The sequence below is a fragment of the Burkholderia sp. KL41 genome (genome assembly GCF_057005415.2).
In genome coordinates this window covers 2,173,620-2,193,029 of the sequence record NZ_CM174447.1, presented here as the reverse complement: position 1 = coordinate 2,193,029, position 19,410 = coordinate 2,173,620, and the positions used below count along the sequence as shown (strand labels likewise).

The window sequence follows — 19,410 nt, the reverse complement described above, 5'->3', positions numbered from 1 at the left end:
TCCTCCGCTGGGTTGGCGCCGCTCAGTGCCCCTGCAACCGGATATCCCGCGACGACGCACCGACGTACACGGTCCCGCCCGACACGTACCGCCAGCCGTTACGCGATGTATCCCACACGCTCTGCATGCGCGGCGACACGGTCACGCGGACACGCCGCGCCTCGCCCGGATTCAGCCGGATCTTCTCCCAGCCGACCAGCCGCTTCGGCGGTTCGTCCTTGTACGGCACGCCGAGATAGACCTGCGGGATCTCCGCACCGGCGACGCGCCCGTCGTTGCGTACCGTGAACGCGACGCTCAGCGACCCGTCCCATTGCTTCGACACCGACAGCCCCGAATACGCGAAGTGCGTGTACGACAGCCCGTAGCCGAACTCGAACATCGGCTTGATGTTGCGCGCGTCATACCAGCGATAGCCCATGTTCAGCTTTTCCGCGTAGACCGGGTCGTTGTCGAACGTGCCGTTTTGCCCCCAGGCCGGCGAATCCTGATCGCGCGCGGGGAAGGTGACGGGCAGTTTGCCGGACGGATTGACCGCGCCGAACAGCACGTTCGCGATCGCCTTGCCGCCGGCTTCGCCCGGATACCACGCCTCGACGATCGCCGACACGTTGTCCTTCCACGGCATCAGCACCGGATTGCCGCTCTGGACGACGACGATCGTATGCGGATTCGCTCGCGCGACGGCTTCGACGAGCGCGTCCTGGTTCGACGGGTTCGCGAGGCTCAGGCTCTGCAGGTCGCCGAAATCCTCGCCGGCCGGCTGGGCCACCACGACGATCGCGACGTCCGAGCGGCCCGCGAGCGCCGCGGCCTGGTCGATTTCCTGCTGCGTATACGCACGGAACGGCGACTGCTGGTCGCTGTTGCCCGCATACGTGACCTGCGCGGCCGGCGCAAGCGCGCGGATGGCCGCGACGATCGGCACGTCGACCTTCAGCCACGGATTGCGCCACCAGCTGCACCCGGTCGACGCGCCGAACGTCAGGCCGCCGCAACCCGCGAACGAACCCGACACCGGGTCGCGCGTGTTGCCCGAGCCGCCGCCGGACAGCACGGCCGCGTCCGCATGGCCGCCGATCACGGCAATGCGCGACAGCGCCGATGCCGCCAGCGGCAACTGATTGCCGTCGTTCTTCAGCAGCACGATCGACTGCTCGGAAGCGGCCTGCGCGAACCGGTTCGCGGCCGCGAAATCGATCGTGCCGCCGCCGGTGGCCGGATCGTCCATCACGCCGACGCGGATCATCACGGCGAGCTTGCGCCGCACCATGTCGTCGAGTCGTGCGGTCGACACCGAGCCGTTCGCGATCGCCTGCTTGACGGCCGTCGGCGTCAGGTACACGCTCGGCCCGACGTCTTCTTCCTCGTCGAGCCCGGCGTTGATCGCCGCGGCAGTACTGTGCGTGGCGCCCCAGTCGGACTGCACCTGGCCCTGGAAGCCCCATTCGTTCTTCAGCACGTCGTTCAGCAGGTGAGTGTTTTCGCACGCGTATGCGCCGTTCAGCCGGTTGTAGCTGCACATCACGCTGCCGGGTCGACCGCGCTTCGCGGCGATCTCGAACGGCAGCAGGTAAAGCTCGCGCAGCGTGCGTTCGTCGATCTGCGTGTTGCCGCCCATCCGGCCGTGCTCCTGCTCGTTGCCCGCGTAGTGCTTGATCGTGGCGATGACCTTTTGCCGCTGCGTGGCGAGCGTGCGTTCGGCGAGCAGGTCGCCCGCGAGCAATGGATCTTCGCCGAGATACTCGAACAGCCGGCCACCGCGCGGCTCGCGCGCGAGATTGGTGCCGCCGCCGAGGCCCATGCCGAATCCTTGCGCGCGCAACTGGATCGCGACCTGCTTGCCGTAGTCGTACGACAGCCGGCGATCCCAGCTCGCGGCGACGGCGATCGTCGCGGGGAACGTCGTGCTGGCCTGCGACGTGCTGCCGGAGCCGGTCGCCGAGTCGACCATGTTGAGATCGGGAATGCCGAGCCGCGGCACGCCCTGGATATAGCCGGCGCCGCCGCCCGGCACCTTTGACATTTCGTATTGCGAATGGATGAACTGGAGTTTCTCGTCGAGCGTCATCTTGCGCACGAGCAGGTCGGCGCGTCGTTGTGCGGCGGCCGACGCGAACGCATCGGTCGCGTCGCCTTGTGTGTTGAAGTCGGCATCGCCTGCGTAGGCGGTGGTGCAGAGGGTCGCTGCCAGCACGACGGCCGGCCAGAGTGTGTCCCGCATGTTGCTCTCCTGATCGTATTGCCGATTGTTCGGATGATGTCTGGAGCTGCGCTCGTCCGGTGGATTCGCACCGGACGCATTCGGCTGGCGATGCAGGGTGGTTGCGCGTCGGCATGCCAGGCCGGGCGGGGAATCGTTACGGCCGGTTGGGCTCGACCGGTCAACGCGGGCGGCGACGCGCAGGCCGCCCGGCACTGCCGAATCGGATGTAGCGATTCTCTGCAGCGACTAATGGTATGAATGTAGTTTGACTACAGCATCGGTGTTTCTACCGATATGTACGATCTTTATTGCGTAGTCGCGCAGGGTGGGTTGGAAAGGCGGTCATCGTTCCCGATGGTGGGGGTGTGGTCGGGTAAGAAGTACCTGTGTGCTGGTGCTATTGCGAGAGCAATACGCCGCGACTAGTTGTCCGGTTCGTTGCGTGCACATCTAACGGGATCGACATTGACATGTCATCGAATACGACGCGGTTGACCGGATGTTCGAAACGTACTTTTCATATGGCGATGGCGGTATCGCTCGATCACTTGGGTCATTTCACGCACTGTTTGCCGGTGAATCTGTTTATAGTCTTGCGCGGGTGCGTACGCTCGATCGAACTCGCACATCTCTTTTCGATAATCAATAAACCGGGCATCGAATCCGAAGGTGCGACAGGAGTTGATTTCCGCTAAGTCCGACAATCACACGTGCAGGATCGATATGGCATTCCAGCTTCAGGATCGGGTTCAGGAAACGACCACTTCTACCGGTACGGGGGCACTGTCCCTGGCCGGTGCAATGACGGGATTCCGCGCATTTTCGTCCGTGTGCGCCAATGCCGATACTTTCTATTACGGGCTGCAAGCCGTCACGGGGGCCGGTGTTCCGAGCGGGAACGGGAGATCGGAATCGGCACATACAACGCCAGCGGGAACACGCTAGCCGACTGTATATCGTGCCGCTCACGCGAGGCCGCGGCGTATCCCCCCGGATAAATGAAACAGCGTGCGTCACCGGACGGTGTCTTTCCGGTTCGCACGCTGGCTTGCCGAGGCCGACAAGCGGAATTACTTGGTGATGAGCGCGCCGGTCAAACCCGCACTGATTGCCGGCAGCAATAGATTCAGCACGCGGCTGGCCCGGACGAGCCCGGTATTGTCGACATAGACGATGTCCTTCGACGCCAGCGGGAACTGATTCGCCAGCAGCATCGAAACCGGTGACTTCATGTCGAGTCGATAGACTACGGGATCGCTGTCGTCGGCCTTGCGCAACACGAAAACCTGTTTGGCATTCGACGTCTGCTGGTTGAGTTGGCCGGCCTGTGCAAGTGCTTCGTTCAGCGTGAGCGAACCGTCACGTTGCGGCGGCACGGCCAGCGGCTTGTTGACTTCACCCATCACGTAGATCGGATTGTCTTCGCGCGCGCTCACATGCAGCAGGTCGCCCGGCTGCAGCATGATGGCGGCGGGGTTCTTGCCCGTTTGCATCATCCGCGCGACATTCACCGGATACGTCGTCCCATTGCGCGTGATCGTGACGCGACTCTGGTCCGCTGTCGGTGCAAAGCCACCGGCGCGATTGACTGCTTCGACCAAGGTCATCGGAATGTCGTTGATCGCCTGCGAACCGGGTGCTCGCACTTCACCGTCTACATACACCTGTTCGGCACGGAACGATGCCACGCGAACGGTAACTTGCGGCTTGATAAACACCTTCTTGAGTTCGGCAGTGACTTCCCGCTGGATCTGCGCCGCGTTTTTTCCGGCGGCGTGGATCGGTCGCGTCATGTATGGAAACTGCACGTTGCCGTCGCTATCGATGACGAAACCGGGCGCCGCGTCCGAGGACTTCGTGTTCGGCGTCGGCTGGCCGGCAGCGGTGGCGAATTCCGGGTGATCCCATACCGTGATTTGCAACACGTCTCCCGGACCGAGCCTGTAGCCGCTTGGCCTGCCGAGCAGATTGTCGGGAATGGGCGACGCGGTGCGGTTCTTCTGCTCCGCGCGAATGAGCGTGATCAGCGTCAGATCGATCTGCTTGACCGGCACCTTCATGTCGCTGGTCACGTCACCGTTGTCGTCAGTCGTGACCGGCAATGCAGGGGACGACGCCATGTGCTGTCCGGGCGCATATGCACAAGCGGAAAGCATGGCGGAAATCGCCAGGCAAAGCGCCGCGCGCGTTCGGCGCCCTGTCGGGTCGTTCTTGTTCGGCACCGATGTGCCGAATCGTTCGTGGCTGCTCATGTCGTCATTCAGCATGGTTAAACAAAAAGCCTTGTCATCGATACATTGACGTATTGCGACGAAGACGTTTTTCGGCAGGTGACGGGGGCTCATGAACCTGAGTTCGACCGAAGACCCCACTTGTTTCCTCGCTCGCTTGCCGTTCCAGTCGACCGACTATCAAACGCCTCGACCTCATCGCATGCTGCCGGGCGTACCGGCCGATCCGGGATGGGTTCCCGCATGGGCCATGTTGGACGAACCACGGAAAAAGGATGTGCGTTAGTTCACCCAGCCGTGGATAGCAGGCCGGATTGGTCGCTCGCGAGCAGTCGTTGATTCGTCATTTAATTGTGCGGTTGGGGTAGGTCGAAAACAGGGGGGGAACCTTGCGGTCGGGCGCGTTCAAGTAGGCTGGGCCACATTTCTCGAATCGACCCCCGACGTGGCGCGAGAGGGTCGGCGACCCGGTGATTCGCTTACTCGGGGCCGCTTAATGTAAGGCATCGCACTCAGAAAACCGCGCATTTATCGCATAGTGATCCGGACCAGCAAGGTCACTTGTTTTCTGTTCAACGAATTCGACGGTGCGTTCTCGCGTGCAGGTGGTCGGACTCAGGACAAGTGCCTCGCGTGATGTGCCGAAAAGAGTGGCCCGGAGCGAGTGGCGGGACATGCGTGATCAACAGCATGCACGGCGACAGTAAGCCCGTCAGGACGGCAATTTGGGAGCGTATGCATGACATTGGATAGGCCTTCATCGAAGCGATCTCGAGACGGATCGGGAAGTATTTCTCGAAACGGGGTTGACTTCACGCTGGTCCAGCTGCTGGAAAACGTGTTTGATCACTGGCGCGTTTTCCTGGCTGTTTTCCTGGGGTGTTTGCTGTTGGCGATCGTGTATGCCGTTACGGCAACACCGATGTACTCCGTGGACACGTTGATACAGGTCGAGGAAAACAAGCACAGCGCGTTGGGTTCGCTCTCCGAAATTTCAAACGCGCTGGATATCCAGAACTCGGCCGTCGTCGGCGAGATCGATATCGCTCGCTCGCGCGCGGTTGTCACCCAGGCAATCGACGCTACCGTCGCGCAGGTAGATGTGTCGGTCAGGAATACGATTCCGCTCGTCGGCGGTTTACTCGGTTCGATCTTGTCGAAGGATCGCAATGGCCTCGTCGAGCCATTGTTAAATACGCCGTTTTGGGCGTGGGGCGGCGAGCGGATCGAATTCACGAAATTCGACGTTCCCGATGCGCAGATCGGCAAGAAACTGGAACTCGACTATCTCGAGGGTAATCGCTTCCTGTTGAAGAACAGCAATGGTCAAGAGGTGTTGGCGGGCCAAGTGGGCCAACCAACCGAGGCAAACGGGTATCGGGTGGAGGTATCGCGGATCGTGGCACGCGCCGGTACGGAATTTCGCGTGCGCCGCGTCGCCACGCCGGTGCGACTCGAGGCTGTCCTGAAGAAACTGAACGGGGCCGAAACGAAACGTCAGTCGGGCATCATGCAGCTGAGTTTCGAGGACCCTGACCCCGTGTATGCCGCGCGGTTGCTCAATGCCATTGCTGCCGCCTATCTGGACGCCAAGACAAAGCGGCGCTCGGAGGATGCCGAGCACAGTCTTGCGTTTCTCGACACGCAATTGCCGGTGGTCAAGAAGCGACTGGAGCAGGCTGAGCATGCGTTGAACGAGTTTCGCAATGCACAGGGATCGATCGATGCGCAAGGCGATGTGCAACTGCTGATCGACCAGTTGGCGCTCGTAGAAAAGTCGCGGCTCGAAGCCAAGCTCGAGTACCAGGATCTGGCGTCGAAATATGTCGCCGGACAACCTCAGCTTACTGCGGTAGCCAGCAAGCTGAAAACGCTGGATCAGCAGTCGGCGGAATTGAAAAGCAAGGTCGCGCGCTTGCCGTCGCAGCAGCAGACCTACTTGCGCCTATCGCGCGACGTCGAGGTCAACAATCAACTCTATATCGGCTTGATGAACAACGCGCAGCAGCTGCAAATTGCAAAAGCTGGCACCGTCGGTAACGCGTCCGTTATCGACAAGGCTGATGTCACCGACAAACCGGTTCAGCCGAAACGCTTGCTCGTCATCGTGCTGGGTGCTGCGATCGGTTTGATACTGGGCGTTGCTTCGGCACAAGGCTGTGCGTTGTTTTTCCAAAACGCCCGGAATCCGGAGCATTTAGAGGAGGTGGCCGGCGTCCCTGTGCTGGGTATTGTCCCGACCTCGTTACATCAGGTCGAGGCCGACCTGAACGACAGATCGGCGTTTATAGCGGCAAGGGAGTATCCCGATACGCCGCTGGCCGAAGCGTTGGACGATCTGGCGCTGTTGTTGCGTTACGCGACGACTGCTACGCAGGGTAAATCAAGGATCGTTCTGGTCACGTCTCCCGAGCCGGGTCAGGGCAGGTCGATGATCTCATCCAATCTTGCGCATTTGTTCTCGCAAAGCGGTCTCAAGACACTGCTGGTGCGTGCCGATGCAGACGAATCGGGCGCTGATCGATACGTGTCCACGAAATACCCGGCAGGGATGTCGGATGTGTTGACTGGCTCGCGGGACATCGGGAAGGCGATCTACCACGTCCGGGAAAATTTCGATGTACTGCCTGCCGGAAAACGTGTCGAGCCGTCGCGGCACCTGTTCGAAATGGAACGGCTCGATCCTCTGATCACCGCATTGCGACGCGAATACGACGCGGTCGTCGTGGATGCGCCAGTGGCGCGCCCGGTCGCGAAGGTCGCGATGTTGTCGAGGCTGGCGGACGTTACGTTGGTGGTGGCGCGGCAAGGTTCGGTCAGCTACGCCGGCGTGGCGGATGTGATCCGGAATTTGAACCGGGTTGGCGTGAAAGTGGATGGGCTGGTATTCAACGGCTTTCAGCCTTCACCGTTGCGTCGGCGCCATTACGCGAACATCGAGCCGCATACGAAAGAAGCCAAGTCGCGAAACGCTCCAGGCGACGTCGTACCCGTTGCATTTCTGTTCAGGGCGTGGGAGCGGGTAAGAAAGGGACTGCTGAGAAACGTTGCCTGATATCGCATGCACCAGTCAATTCGCTGGTTCATGGCTGGATCGAGCGAGGGAGCCGGCAGTGCGCTTGCGGAAGGGGGCGATCTTGCAGCGGGCAGGGCGCGCGCGGCTAGAACGGTGCGTCACCGGTGGAACGAATTTCGGGTTGCAGCATGATAGAAAAAACTGCGCGAACAATACAAATCAACGGGGGGGCGATATCCGCAACCGGGGTGACGATATCGACGTTATTCGCGCTTGCGTTTTTGATCAATGCGATGATGCCGGCGCTCGGCGTGACGGAGTCGAGCGCCACGTGCACGTTGTTGCTGGCAACATCGGGACTTGTCGTCCTGGTCAAGTATCGTCCGGTGTTTGCAGTGTCGGTGCTCTATGTACTCGCGATCGGGCTGACTGCATTCCTTGCCGGTGTCGGACTGGAGAACGGTGGATACCTGAGGGAAACCGACATCTCGGGTGAGGCGACCGGCGCTTTCAGCCGGCTTCTTTCGTTCTATCTGATTTTTGTCTTATGTGCGCTCGTCGCATTCGACAGGTTCCTTGATGAGCGCCCGTCGTACAAGCCGATCAGGGCGCGGATCGCGTTGCAACCAATCAGTATGACGATGGGGTTTGCACTTGCGGCCGCGATCATCGTGACCGGTGTGCTGGCGGGGCTGACGTCGGGATTCTCGTTGTTTACCGGCATCAATAGGTATGCGTTGCGCAATGATGCGTCGAACGGCGCGATGTTCAATCTTTTCCTGAACAATCAAACCTTCATGGGTTTTTTGTTGGGCACCATTGCCACCAGTTCCAATAAACGCATCCGGTGGTTGGCGATCCTCACGATGGCGATCGACCTGGGCCTCAATGTGCTGCATGGCGAGCAATTCATGGCGGTGCTGCATATCGGCCTGTGTTCGCTGGCGCCGTTCATCGCGATTCATGCGATGAACGGTAAGCCGGTTGTCCGCTATCTGGGTATAGGTGCCGGGCTGGCGCTCTTGCTCGGCACCGTTTCCATCGTTTACGCCTACCGGGGGCAGGGGCTGGAAGTTGCGGATGTGATCTCGTCGCGCTTTCTGCTGCAGGGGCAGCCGTGGTACGTGGTGGACGGTGATGCGCGGATGTTCACGGCACCGGCACTCGGCGGCGCGGCTGCTTTTTGGCGTTTCGTGAACTCTCTCGCTTCCTGGACGATGCCAACCTTTTTCGACGATTCCGAACCGAGTGGTTTGCGCGACTTGATGATCTCGTATATGGAGCCACAGCTCCTCAAGGCCTACATCTTCGACGACGTCACGTTCACGATGGGAAACATGGCGGTACCCGTGTATTGGTTCGGCTATGTCGGGGGGGCAATTTTCGTCGCGATGACCGGCGTCGTATATGGTGCGCTGGCCGCGTTACAGATCCTGGTCACGATGCGTGGCGGGGTCGTGATGCTGTGGCTGATGGCGAAGGTCTTCTCGTATGCGACCTTCGCCGTTCAGCAGGGCGATTACTGGATGATGTTCGGCTCGCGCACGGCATTTTATGCGTTGGCCGCACTGGTTTGGTGGTACGTGATCGACAGGAGGCGTTCCGGCTCGAGTTGAATGCGGCATTCGCTTGGGCCGTTGCACCGAACGGTGCGATCTCGACGACCGGAATCATTTGGGCGGACGCCGCAGGCATGGGTGTCGCGTTGCGATCGAGATACTTGGGTTTTCACTATTTCAGCCATGTCCCACTCGAACGATTCGAAGCGCTTTCACCATGTCGATGCGATGCGCGCGGTTGCCGTGATACTCGTCATATGGACACACTATGCCGAGCGATTTGCTCCGCTGGCAGGATCGCAATACATGCTCGACACGCTTCAACGCTCCATGAATTTCGGGCGTGTGGGTGTGGTCGTGTTTTTCGCGATCAGCGGCATGCTGATTCCCAGCAGCCTGCACGGAGAGATTGGTGCGGGAACGAAGCGGTTCCTCGTTCGAAGGTTCTTCCGGTTATACCCGGCATACTGGTTGGCGCTTCCTTTGGGATATTTTGTTCATTGGTATCTGTTTGATAAAAAAATGGATATCGATGGGATCGTGGCAAACGTGACCATGATGCCCGCCGCATTCGGAGAAAGCCTGATCTTGCCGCATGGCTGGACGCTCGAGACGGAATTGTATTTTTACGGGCTCTGCCTAATCTTGTTCTGGGGCGGCGTACTTCACCGGATGTTCTGCCTATGTGTTGTCAGCATCGGATTGACCGGGCTGTTCGTGACGATCGTCGAGTTGAAACTCGCCCCGGCCGGTATGCCCAGCGAATACAAGACCATGCCGTACCATCTCGGTATCATGTTTTGGGGTGCCTGCTTTCGGCAGGCATACGACACGCCTCTCAAATTGCTGCGCGTTCGATGGCCAGGGCATGGTGCACCGGGTCGAATGGCGCTCACTTACCGGTCGGCGGTAGGTTGCCTGACGGCGGTGATTGCAAGTGTCGCGCTGATGGGGGCGCTCAGCGATTGGCGACATCACAACATGGAACACTTTCCGACTTCGCTTGCTTACTTCATCGGCATCGCGATATTCGTCGCATTGGCGACCGTTCTGAAGCTCCGCATTCGCCTGCTTTCATGGCTGGGCGAGATCAGTTACTCGATCTATTTGCTGCATAGCCTCCCGTTGTTTGCAATGTTCTGGTTTTGCCAGCGTTTCCACGTCACCGGATGGCCGCTTGGTCTCTACATGATCGTACCGGTCCTGCCTTTGATTCCATTGTCATGGGCCGGCTATCGTTTGTGCGAGGCTCCGTTCGTGGAGTTTGCGCGTACGCTCACCGCACGGCGCAGCAGTAGTCTGTTTGCCTCTGGCGACGCTGACGGCTGATCCGTACGGATCGGTCCGGGCGACATTCGGGCCGATTGAAAAAGAGAAACGCGGATGGTTCTCGGGATCGAGAAGCGGACGCCCGATATCTTCCGGGGGATGCTGGATTGCGGCATGAAACGGATATCGGTCGGCACCGCACGATTGAAGTCCATATAGCGGATTTCGTTAGAGTTTATTAAAACAAGGATAAGACCATGACACCTGTCCAGTTTGATGGATGCGTCGGCTGGCTTCACGAGGGCAATCGAACACACGGCATCGTCATCTGCGAGCCGCTCGGTCACGAAGCACTTTGGCTTCACAAGCTCGTGCGTTCACTCGCCGAGCATCTTTCTGACCGTGGCTTCCCGGTGCTGCGCTTTCATTATCCGGCGAGTGGCGATTCGCTAGGCGACGAAAGCGATCCTGATCGCTTCGGGAAAATGCTCGGGAGCGTTCAGTCCGCGGTCCAGGCATTGCGAGAGCGCATCACGGTGGACCATCTGACGCTCGTCGGGGTACGTGCCGGCGCGGCAGTGGCGCTCCTCGCCGCGGACGGCATCCCCGGGCTGACCCGTTTCATCGCGCTCGCGCCCGTCGTGCGCGGTCGCGGCTACCTGCGCGAGCTCTCTGTCGTCGCGCAACACTGGCTCGACAATGCCCCGCCGACCGTGAGATGCGCGGTTCGCGACGAGAAACCCCTGAACATACTCGGACACCTGTACCCAGATGATCTGGTCGAGGCGCTGCGGCGTATCGACCTTCGCCAGATTGCCGGTCAATTGGGCACATTGCCGGCGCGCGCATTGCTGGTCGATGCACCGTACGGCGACAGTGCGACGCTTTCGGACGCGTTGCAGGCGCGGGGTGTCGAGGTAAAGGTTCATGCATGCGCCGACTGGGCGGACGCAATGCGAGAGCCGCTCTGGTCGCGGCTTCCGGAGGCATTGCTCGACACGGTTGCGGACTGGCTCGACGACGATCCGGATCCGATCGTTCGCGCGTGCGCGCAATGCACCGACGCCGGCGTGGTACTGAAGGGAAAAGAAAGTATCGAACGAATCGTTCGCGTGGGTCCGCAGCAGATGGTCGGGGTGCTGTGCGAGCCGGCCGAAGGCATCATGCGTGCCGCCGCACCCACTCTCCTGATAACGAATACGGCCGCCAATCCGCGCATCGCGGATGGACGCCTCGCGGTTCGACTCGCCCGGTCGCTTGCCGCGCAGGGTATCTGCAGTCTGCGGATCGATGCCAGCGGAATCGGTGACAGTGGCGCGCGCGCACGTGACAATCAGCAGGACATCCCGTATTCGGATCAGGTAATCATCGATATGGTTTCAGCTGCAGACTGGCTGAAAGAGCACGGGCATTACAAGGTTGTTTCGTTCGGGATTTGCTCCGGCGCGTATACGTCGCTTCATGCCGCGTCGAACGGCCAGTTTGCCGGCGCGATCGCAGTCAATCTCCAGGTCTTCGTGTGGCCGCGCGGAGAGACGCTCACGAATGTGATCAAGAATCAGACGAATTCGATGCGAGGCTATCTAGCGTCGCTGCGCAGCGCTGGAAAGTGGCGCCGTCTGCTGCGCAGTGGTCGTGATTTGCGTCCGGTACTGCGCGGATTGTCGCGCTTCCTCGTCGATTTCATGTCGGTGCCGATCATGCGTATCGCAGAGCGGGTCGGGAGATACCCCGGCAAGGATACGCCGCGAGGATTGCTGCGCGACATGTCGGCGCGTGGCATTCGCACCCATCTTGTCTACGGCATGCTCGATCCGGGCGTCGATACACTGGTACGGCATTTCGGTCCCGCGTCGCGAGCGTTCGCTCATTTGCCGAACATATCGGTCGATCTGCAGGAATCCGTCGATCATTCATTGCACGGTACCGCCGCCGCGCAATATGTCATCGATAGGTGTACTACACTGCTTGCATGTTGGCGGGCGCCGGTGGAGCTAGCGGTGCCGGAGAAAACGAAACACGCGACTGTGTCGCACTCGCGCAAACGGCACACCGAGTCGACGCTCTAGTTGTGAAGCTTCAATGGGTTGTATCGATGGTTCATCCGGACTGAGTCCGGGAGACAGTCGCCAAACATCCAACCTTCCGGGAAGCCAGCCGGATGAACACCCATAAGAATGCCCGACTCACCTTTGCCCACCGACTTGAGATGGTTCACGAGATCACCGAATTCGGTTTGAGTGTGCCGCAGGCGGCAGCCGACCGCGGCGTGACGGCGCCGACTGTACGCAAATGACTGGGACGCTACCTGGCAGGCGGTGCGGCTGCACTGGCCGACGCATCTTCTCGACCAACTCGTGCGCCCTGCGCGATTGCGCCGGACACGGCTCTGCTGATCGTGGAGTTGCGCCAGCAGCGCTTGTTGCAGCGTCAGATCGCACGCCAGGTCGGTGTATCTGCGTCGACTGTCGGTCGAGTCTTGGTACGTGCTGGATTGTCTCGTTTGACCGATCTGCAGCGGCGCGAGCTCATCCAGCGATACGAGCATGAGGCTCCGGGGGATTTTCTGCACATCGATACCAAGAAGCCCGGCCGCATCGCACGCCCCAGCCATCGCGTCACGGGCGATCGGCGCAATTCGGTGGATGGCATCGGCTGGGAGTATCTGTTTGTGGCCGTAGATGACCACGCTCGTATTGCCTTCACGGCGATGCATCCGGACGAGAAACAGGCCCGTGCCGTGCAGTTCTTGCGTGACGCCGTGGCTTGGTATGCAGCACTCGGCGTGCGTGTGCGCAGGCTGTTGACCGACAACGGTTCGGCGTTCCGTTCACGCGAATTCGCTCGCGCCTGTCAGGAATTGGGTATCAGGCACAAATTTACACGGGCGTATCGTCCGCAGACCAACGGCAAGGCTGAGCAGTTCATCCAATCGGCCTTGCGCGAGTGGGCATACGCCTGGACATACCAAAGCTCCGCCCACCGCAGCGATGCCTTCGCAAGCTGGCCGCATCACCACAACCGGCATCGTGCCCACAGCGCCATCGGCGGAATTGCGCCGATGGCCAGACTGCCCGCGTCGAGAAACAACCTCTTGACGCTTCGCAGCTAGGCCGCAGCCTTATCGTTGTCGGCGGGGCGGGCATCGTTATGTCGCCGCCGCTATCGCGGTATTCGTTTCGCGCGTTGCGGGGAACGTTCGCGGGCACACCGGGAAGGTATGGCGAAACCGGCTCTGAGTGACCATGCGAACAGATTCGTCATTCTCGGTACGTTATCGTTGCGACGTAGTGTGTCACGGGGCCACTTGCCGGACGTACGTGGCGCCGTGATTCCGCTCAGGAATATCCATGAAACGAAATTGCCACGACTGCCGGAAATTGCGCAAAATTTACTGCTTGCAAGCGGCCTGCGACACCGTGCAGATCTCGCCGCGACGCGAAGACGATGACGATGCGTCGAGCTTCCGGCATCACGTATGTCGAGGTCCTGCGTGATGCGCGTGCTGGTCATCAACGACTTCGTTCGAAGGGGAGGGGCGGAGGAGGTGTACCGAATGTCCGTTGACGTGCTGCGCGCGCGCAACGACGTGACGGTCGAAACCTTCGACGAGCATGCGCTGCCCGCGGTCGAAAATATTCGGCGCGCTCGTGTATGGTCGCGCGCGACTGCGCGTGCGCTCGTCGCGCAGCTCGATCGGTTTCGGCCACAACGCATTCTGGTACACAATTATCACAATCTGCTGTCGAGCGCGATCTTGCCCGTGCTTGCCCGCTACAAGCGGCGCTCGGGGTGCAGTTTGTACCTGACTGCGCACGATTACCATCTCGTGTTCTACAATCCGAGCCTGCAGATCTATTCCCGCGGGCAGACGAAACCATTGTCGCTGGACCAGCTGCACAGTGCCCGACGCATCGTCTCTGTCGCCAGTCCGCACGGAATTCTCCACGACGTCGTTAAGAAGTTGCATTGGCACACGGTCAATGCACTTTTCGACCCGCTTGGCCTGTTCGATGAAATCCTCTGCCCAAGCCCGTTCATGCGCGACCTGATCGGGCGATTCGGGCGAACCCGTGTCACGCTTCTATCGAATCCGATCGATTCGGCATTGGTTCCGCGCGCGCCGAAACCTGCGCAGCGCGCTCGCCTGGATCTTGCGTTCGTCGGCCGTATTGAAGCGGACAAGGGACTGGCTCAGTTTCTCGCGCTTATGGCCGATTCCGCCGGCGAAGCGATCGAATCGCTTACCGTTTATGGTGACGGATCGGAGCGCGGTCCTCTCGAGGAACGCCACGCGGACCTCGTCAAAGCCGGAAGGTTGCGTTTTGCCGGCCGTCTCGATCACGCCGCGCTTTTCGCCGAACTGCCTACGCACGACGCGCTTGTGCTTCCGTCGATCTGGGTGGAAAACGCCCCCCTCGTGATAGTCGAGGCCGCGGTGCTCGGCCTGCCGGTGCTCGTGAACGACATCGGCAGTCTGTCGACATTCGGCGACGAAATCGGCAACAAGATCCTCTATCGAAACTTCCCCGAAGATTTCTCCCGCGCAATCGACGCGCTACGCACGCACCTCGCCGACGAAAATCGTCACTACGACTGGTCACGTTACTCGATCGATTGCTACGCATCGTCGCTGTATGCCGCGCTCGGCATTGACGAGCCCGTACCGCGCACGCGTGCCTGCTGACAGTCGATGCACTACCCATTTTCACTTCAGAAAGCACGATGACCGCCGTTCGAAAAAACTTCGCCATGTTGTTTGCGTTGCAGATCTCGACGTATGTCGTGCCGCTCGTCACGCTACCGCTCTTGACCCGTGTGCTGGGCCCTCAACAGTACGGAAGGCTGGCGTTCGTGCTCGCGGTGACAACGTATTTCATCAATCTGGTGAATTACAGCTTCGACCTGACGGCGACGCCGCGCGTCGCGCTCGCGCGTGACAAGATCGAGCGGTCCAGAATTTTCTGGACGACCATCAGCGCCCAGTGGCTGATAACCGTCGCGGGCTTCGCGGTACTCGTCGCGATGACGTCGTTGATTCCGTACTTCGAAGCGGAGCGCACGGCGCTGCTGATCGAATTCGGGATGGCAATAGGCGCCGCGCTCACGCCAGGCTGGTACTTTCAGGGCATTCAGAAGCTGAGCGTGTTCAGCATGACGGTGGTCGGGTATCGCGCACTGAGCGTCGCCGCTTTCTTCCTGTGGGTTCACACGCCGGACGATATTCTTCATGCGGTCGCCATTAATGCAGCCGTGCCGTTGCTCTGCGGTTTCACCTCGCTTGCTTACCTGTTCTTTTGTCAAGAGATCGCGCGTGTCCGCGTGCGGTTCGCGGATATTGTCGATGCATTGAAAGGCGGCACGCAGGTCTTCCTCGCATCGACTTCAATCTCGTTCTACGCCTCGACCAATACCGTCCTGCTGAGTATCGTTTCCGGTCACGTGGCCGCAGGCTATTTTGCCGCGGGCGACAAGCTGATCCGGGCCGCTGTCGGCATGTTGCAGCCGCTGAGGGCAACCACTTACCCTCATATCACCTATTTGATGCATAACGCACGTGACGAGGCGTTCGCGTTCCTTCGCAAGCTGATTGTCGTGCAGGGGGCGCTAGTGCTCGCAATGTCGGCGGTGATCTACGAGTTCGCGCCGCTCGCGGTCCGGATCCTGTACGGAGACTCGTTCGGGCCGACAGTCGGCGTGCTGCGTTGTCTTGCGCTGGTGCCGTTCATGGCATGCATGACCGATCTATTCGGAATCCAGACGATGCTGCCGCTCGGCATGAAGCGCGTTTTCAGTACCATCCTGATCTCGTCCGGCTTGCTGAACGTCACGATACTGCCGCCGCTTGCCTCGCTATTCGCGGAGCGTGGCGCGGCGATCGCGGTGTTGATGGTCGAAACGATCGTGACCGTCGTACTCATGTACGTGCTCTTCCGTGAACGGGTTGGCCTGATCAACATACCGGCAAGATCGAGGTGATGCGGCTCGTGACGGAACAGGTTGGTCTGCGGCGACGACGGTTCGTTGTCCTCTACCGAGAGCACGAAGGGCTGCTCGCGCCATGATCGCAAGTATGGGCAAGGATCGGATGCTGCGTCACTGGTGATTCAGCCGCGTGACATACGCGAATCAGGTTTCCGGTCGAGTATTTGCTAGTCGAATCGGGGGCTTGGTCATGAACTTCTTTGCCTCGGCGCGCAAATGCCGACCCTTTCCATGATTCCAGGGCTTGGTGACGGCGCGAGTCTTGGTTGAGACGACCGTCAGAGTGAGCGCGCCGGATCATGTCGGTGCGAATCCTCCGTCGAAGCGACGGCTTGCTTCGATCGCCTACAGCCCTTCGAATATTTCCGTCATCATTTTTGCGCTTTTGCTCCAGCAGTATTTTTCCGCGTGGAGATTTCCCTTCCGTCTGAGCTCGGCTCTGAGTGCGTCGGAACCCAGCACGCGCCGCAATTTTTCCGCAATGTCGTCCTGCGAATACGGATCGCAGTACAGCGCCGCATCGGCGCAGACTTCCGGCAGCGCGGCGGCTTTTCCGACGATCGTCGGGCAACCATAGCGCATCGCTTCAAGAGGAGGGATGCCGAAACCTTCGTAGATGGATGGATAAAGGAAGCATGCCGCATTTTGGTACAGCGCTTTCAGTTGCTCGTCGCTGATATAGCCGACGAACTTGATGTTCGGTTCTGCCGCCAAGACATGATCCTGGTTTCCGAACACGGTGGTGTTTCTCATCCCGACGATGACGAGGTCGACCGACGGATCGTCGATCTGCCGAAATGCCGCGATGAGCCGGCCAAAGTTCTTGGTGGGATTCATGCTGCTGACCGCGAGCACGAACCGGTTCGGCGTCAGCGAGTGCGCGTCGAGCACGCTCGTGTCGGGCTTCAGCGAGTCGAGGTGATCCGCACCAAGCGGAACGACGCTGATTTTCTCGGTCGAGATGCCACAGTGGTAGGCGAGGCGGTCCCGTGAAAAATAGGAGTTGGTCAGCACGCAAGCGGAGGTTCGCGCCAGGATCCAGAACATGATTCGGTACCACACCCGAAACGAACGCGAAAAGTGGGCGGGCGTGTCGAATACCGCCGCATCGTGCATGTAGATGATCTGGTTGCGGATGAAAATGGACGCGGAATTGCCGAGATTGACGAGCCGACCGGGACGGGCGAAAAACGGGAGCACCAGTTGCTCCCACACGGCACCCTTGTAAAAACCGACCTTGACGGTCCGCGCGCCGTTCACCTCTACGCCGGGCTGTGGAGGCATAAGGAGGGTCACCGGTTCTTGAGGCTGAAACTTGATGAGCGCGGCGATCAGCTCGCGTGCGACCCGTTGTACGCCGGTCGTCTTCTGCGTGGTGAATCGACCGTTGTACACGAGATGTTTCGACTTTTTGAAGGCGGTCATGTCAATCATTGGACATTGAACTCAGAATCGGGCTTTGACGTGATCCAGGGCAACCGGCTTGAAGTCGCGAGTGCCGGCGTGAGAATCGACCGCGTCCAGGCCATAAAGCATGTGCCACTGCCGGAAGACCGTGTTCATCGAAAACCTTTGAACCGCTCTCGTGCGCGCTGCCGCACCCATTTTTTCGCGAAGTTGCCGGTCGTCCCGCAGCTTGGTCAGATACACGGCCATCTCGTCGACGCTCGATGCGATATATCCGGTTACGCCGTGAATCACCACGTCGCGATTACCGACGACGTCCGTCACCACGGCCGGTATGCCCGCAACCTGGGCTTCGATCAATGCGACCGGCATGCCTTCCCAGCGGGAGGTCTGGACATAGATGTCCAGACCCGACGTGAGTGCCAGCGCGTGTGCGCGAGTCACCCAGCCGCTGCAGATGACGGCCGTGCTCTGGCGTGGATCCGGAATCTCGTCGGCGTCGCCGCCGATCCACAGGAAGTCGACGTCAGCCCGCTGCAGTTTGGTGGCCAGCTCGACGAATGCGTGATGGTTCTTCTGGAACGATGCCCGACCGCTCATTCCAACCACTGTCTTGCCATCGTCTCGTGCTCGGCGGGGCAGGATCTCGGCGACATCGACGCCGTTTTCCACGAGAACTGCCGATTTCGCATGGACTTTTTCCTTGATCTCACCGAGCTCGCTGCCGGAGCACGCGACAATGGTTCCGCCGATATGAGCCGCGATGCGTTCGAAGTTCAGATAGGCAAACTGCTTCATGCGGGAAATATCGAAGCGCAGGAATGAAAGGCCGTGAGGGGAATAGAGGACCGTCGCATTGGGCGCGGCAATTCTCGACGCGAGACGCCCGAGTACGCCTGCCTTCGACGAATGCAGATGAATCGCGGCCGGCTTGCAGTCGCGAAGAATCCTGGCCAGCGCGCGCACGCTCAAAAGATCCTGCCTGATGCTGACCTCGCGTGCCATGTCGACGTAGATCAGCTTCACGTCAGGCCGGAACAACGTTGAAAAATCGGCCGGCGTTTCGGGGCGAATCGAGTGCAGTACCGTCACATCGACGCCGGCTGCCGCGGCGTGATTGGCCAGCAGGGTCACCATCGAAAGCACGCCGCCACCAAACGCCTCGGCAATATGAACGATCTTCTTTGTGGTCATCTTTCGGCCTGTCGGTTCGATCGCGTTTTTCATCGATTGCCGTGAAAGTGGTTGGACGGCGGATTGTCAAATAGCCGGCGGGTCGCGCATACGCGACATCCGGCTCAGTGAAATATGGATTCCTAATTCATGAATTAATGAAAATTGCGCGCATTGAATCCATCATGTTGGGATTGAGGTGGATGATCCGTTGGCGTCGACGGTAGAGTCGACGAGGGCAGGCCTCGGGCCACCGTCCCTCGAAATCACGCAACCGCAAGCGCCTGTCGTGGCGCGCGTTTGACGATGAGGGCATTGTGCAGCGCATGCGCGACGCGCTGGGTGCGATGGCTTACCGACGAAGGAATTAATCGATCGCCGCCTGGGTTGACGACATTCACCGAGCGGTTCGTCGTTGTGAGATTCGCGCTATGTCCGCGTAACGATTCGTGGAATGTCGCGGCATCAGAAGAGATGGGGCTGCATATCTAGGTGTGCTGGCGCACCGAGGTCTAGCAGGATCAAATGGTCTAATGGAAAGCATTACCTCGTCCGTTTTGACGA

Annotated in this window: 11 protein-coding genes and 1 pseudogene; 7 read left to right on the top strand and 5 right to left on the bottom strand. The window is 60.0% G+C overall.

Annotation, left to right across the window (positions count from 1 at the left end; translation table 11 throughout):
* Positions 1 to 22 precede the first annotated feature (22 nt).
* Both PQB87_RS27235 and PQB87_RS27230 read right to left on the bottom strand, forming a co-directional pair.
* Positions 23 to 2,224 (bottom strand): glycoside hydrolase family 3 C-terminal domain-containing protein, encoded by a 2,202-nt coding sequence (locus tag PQB87_RS27235; protein ID WP_226145843.1) that lies wholly within the window; start codon positions 2,222 to 2,224, stop codon positions 23 to 25.
* A gap of 1,052 nt (positions 2,225 to 3,276) precedes the next feature.
* Complete coding sequence (locus PQB87_RS27230; RefSeq protein WP_175828912.1) at positions 3,277 to 4,458, bottom strand: polysaccharide biosynthesis/export family protein; 1,182 nt, start codon at positions 4,456 to 4,458, stop codon at positions 3,277 to 3,279.
* 718 nt (positions 4,459 to 5,176) lie between these two features.
* Here PQB87_RS27230 and PQB87_RS27225 point away from each other — a divergent pair.
* The 7 genes and pseudogenes from PQB87_RS27225 to PQB87_RS27195 all read left to right on the top strand — a co-directional run bounded on the left by PQB87_RS27225 (position 5,177) and on the right by PQB87_RS27195 (position 16,260).
* Complete coding sequence (locus PQB87_RS27225; RefSeq protein ID WP_153489660.1) at positions 5,177 to 7,492, top strand: GNVR domain-containing protein; 2,316 nt, start codon at positions 5,177 to 5,179, stop codon at positions 7,490 to 7,492.
* A gap of 149 nt (positions 7,493 to 7,641) precedes the next feature.
* Positions 7,642 to 9,069: a DUF6418 domain-containing protein gene (locus PQB87_RS27220; protein ID WP_153490721.1), complete on the top strand. Its 1,428-nt coding sequence runs from the start codon at positions 7,642 to 7,644 to the stop codon at positions 9,067 to 9,069.
* 126 nt (positions 9,070 to 9,195) lie between these two features.
* Positions 9,196 to 10,341, top strand: a complete 1,146-nt coding sequence (locus PQB87_RS27215; RefSeq protein ID WP_489242954.1) for an acyltransferase family protein — start codon at positions 9,196 to 9,198, stop codon at positions 10,339 to 10,341.
* A gap of 197 nt (positions 10,342 to 10,538) precedes the next feature.
* Positions 10,539 to 12,350, top strand: a complete 1,812-nt coding sequence (locus PQB87_RS27210) for a serine aminopeptidase domain-containing protein (protein ID WP_489242953.1) — start codon at positions 10,539 to 10,541, stop codon at positions 12,348 to 12,350.
* A gap of 92 nt (positions 12,351 to 12,442) precedes the next feature.
* A pseudogene (locus PQB87_RS27205) lies at positions 12,443 to 13,393 on the top strand (IS481 family transposase).
* Positions 13,394 to 13,777: 384 nt separating this feature from the next.
* The gene (locus tag PQB87_RS27200; protein ID WP_059683286.1) at positions 13,778 to 14,968 is read left to right on the top strand and encodes a glycosyltransferase family 4 protein; all 1,191 of its coding nucleotides are present in this window, start codon (positions 13,778 to 13,780) and stop codon (positions 14,966 to 14,968) included.
* Between the two features lie 38 nt (positions 14,969 to 15,006).
* A complete protein-coding gene (locus PQB87_RS27195) occupies positions 15,007 to 16,260 on the top strand; it encodes an oligosaccharide flippase family protein (RefSeq protein ID WP_059683288.1) in 1,254 nt (417 codons plus the stop codon).
* A gap of 351 nt (positions 16,261 to 16,611) precedes the next feature.
* On the opposite strand, the gene PQB87_RS27190 is transcribed toward PQB87_RS27195, so the two are convergent.
* The 3 genes from PQB87_RS27190 to PQB87_RS27180 form a co-directional block, all read right to left on the bottom strand.
* Positions 16,612 to 17,691 carry a glycosyltransferase family 4 protein gene (locus tag PQB87_RS27190; protein WP_059696333.1) on the bottom strand — a complete coding sequence of 360 codons (1,080 nt, stop codon included), beginning with the start codon at positions 17,689 to 17,691 and terminating at the stop codon, positions 16,612 to 16,614.
* Positions 17,692 to 17,712: 21 nt separating this feature from the next.
* Positions 17,713 to 18,867 carry a glycosyltransferase gene (locus PQB87_RS27185; RefSeq protein WP_059683290.1) on the bottom strand — a complete coding sequence of 385 codons (1,155 nt, stop codon included), beginning with the start codon at positions 18,865 to 18,867 and terminating at the stop codon, positions 17,713 to 17,715.
* Between the two features lie 245 nt (positions 18,868 to 19,112).
* The gene (locus tag PQB87_RS27180; RefSeq protein ID WP_257943093.1) at positions 19,113 to 19,247 is read right to left on the bottom strand and encodes a hypothetical protein; all 135 of its coding nucleotides are present in this window, start codon (positions 19,245 to 19,247) and stop codon (positions 19,113 to 19,115) included.
* Between the last annotated feature and the right edge of the window lie 163 nt (positions 19,248 to 19,410).

Coding starts and splice junctions, on each gene's coding strand:
- PQB87_RS27195 (WP_059683288.1), top strand. CDS start 15,007: ATGACCGCCGTTCGAAAAAACTTCGCCATGTTGTTTGCGTTGCAGATC.
- PQB87_RS27210 (WP_489242953.1), top strand. CDS start 10,539: ATGACACCTGTCCAGTTTGATGGATGCGTCGGCTGGCTTCACGAGGGC.
- PQB87_RS27200 (WP_059683286.1), top strand. CDS start 13,778: ATGCGCGTGCTGGTCATCAACGACTTCGTTCGAAGGGGAGGGGCGGAG.
- PQB87_RS27235 (WP_226145843.1), bottom strand. CDS start 2,224: ATGCGGGACACACTCTGGCCGGCCGTCGTGCTGGCAGCGACCCTCTGC.
- PQB87_RS27215 (WP_489242954.1), top strand. CDS start 9,196: ATGTCCCACTCGAACGATTCGAAGCGCTTTCACCATGTCGATGCGATG.
- PQB87_RS27190 (WP_059696333.1), bottom strand. CDS start 17,691: ATGACCGCCTTCAAAAAGTCGAAACATCTCGTGTACAACGGTCGATTC.
- PQB87_RS27225 (WP_153489660.1), top strand. CDS start 5,177: ATGACATTGGATAGGCCTTCATCGAAGCGATCTCGAGACGGATCGGGA.
- PQB87_RS27230 (WP_175828912.1), bottom strand. CDS start 4,458: ATGAGCAGCCACGAACGATTCGGCACATCGGTGCCGAACAAGAACGAC.
- PQB87_RS27185 (WP_059683290.1), bottom strand. CDS start 18,867: ATGACCACAAAGAAGATCGTTCATATTGCCGAGGCGTTTGGTGGCGGC.
- PQB87_RS27220 (WP_153490721.1), top strand. CDS start 7,642: ATGATAGAAAAAACTGCGCGAACAATACAAATCAACGGGGGGGCGATA.